The sequence below is a fragment of the Streptomyces sp. SID4985 genome (assembly GCF_009863025.1).
Classification (GTDB): Bacteria; Actinomycetota; Actinomycetes; order Streptomycetales; family Streptomycetaceae; genus Streptomyces.
Window position 1 is genome coordinate 1 of record NZ_WWIR01000200.1, and the last position, 1,053, is coordinate 1,053.

General features: G+C 75.4%; 2 protein-coding genes. One reads left to right on the top strand and one right to left on the bottom strand.

What is annotated here, in order from left to right; genetic code table 11:
• The coding region (locus tag GTW40_RS07795; protein ID WP_161179418.1) for a helix-turn-helix domain-containing protein at positions 1–362 on the top strand (362 nt) is incomplete at its 5' end.
• Position 363: 1 nt separating this feature from the next.
• Here the strand turns inward: GTW40_RS07795 and GTW40_RS07800 are convergent.
• Positions 364–1,053, bottom strand: a 690-nt coding sequence (locus GTW40_RS07800; RefSeq protein ID WP_161179419.1) for a glycosyltransferase family 4 protein, incomplete at its 5' end; no start/stop codon positions are given.

Sequence of the window (1,053 nt, forward strand, 5' to 3'; positions counted from 1 at the left end):
AGGCGGCGACGGCGGTGCGCGGCCGCGCCGACCGGCCCTGGTACGACGCGCGGCGGCTGGACATCGACCTGTTGCTGTGGCGGTTGCGCGACCACCCGGACCTGGCGGCGTTCGTGGACCGCGCGCTCGGTCCGCTCCTGGAGCACGACGCGCGCTCGCGCCCGCCGCTGCTGCCGACCCTGGAGACCTATCTCGCGCACGCGGGCCGCAAGGCGGAGACCGCCCGCGAACTGCATCTGAACCGGCAGACCCTCTACAACCGGCTGGCCCGGATAGGCGAGTTGCTGGGCACCGACCTCGACGACCCGCAGACGGTACTGGCGTTGAGCCTGGCGCTGCGCGCGCGGGACCACGTGGTCTGAGTCAGGCGAGCGGGACCGGAAGGGTCAACTCGTCGTAGACACTCAGCACTTGGGCGACCGTCTCGTCCTCGGTCGGCCAGGTGGCCGCCTGTTGGACACCCCGTTCGCGCAAGTGCTCGCGCCGCTCGGGGTCGTCGAGCAGATCGGTGACGGCGGCGGCGAGGGCGGGTCCGTCGCCGTAGGGGACGAGGTCGGCGGCGTCGCCCACGAGGTCCGGGACACCGCCGACGGCGGTCGCGACGAGCGGCACCCGGGCGTACAGCGCCTCCTGCGCGAACACCGAGCGCGATTCCCAACGGCCGGTCAGGAGCGCCAGGTCGGCGGCGGCGAGCAGGTCCGGCACGTCGTCGCGGACGCCGAGGAGCCGGACCGGCAGATGCTCGGCCTCGATCCGGCGCTGCAACTCCGGCCGCAGTGGCCCCTCCCCCGCGACGACGACCAGCGGCTGGGGATCGAGGTCGCGCCAGGCGCGGGCGGCGTCGAGCAGTGTCTCGTGACCGCGGTGCGGGTCCAGGGAGGCGACGGCGACGAGCAACGGGCGTCCGGTGGCGCCGAGTTCGGCCCGCACCTTGTCGGCGGGCCGCTCGGGGTCGGGGCCGCGGCCGCCGTACCTGCCTCCGGGCAGCCCCACGGCGGCGAGCCGGGCGTCGCGCGCGCCGGTCCTGCGGGCCCGGTCCACCAGGTCGGAGCT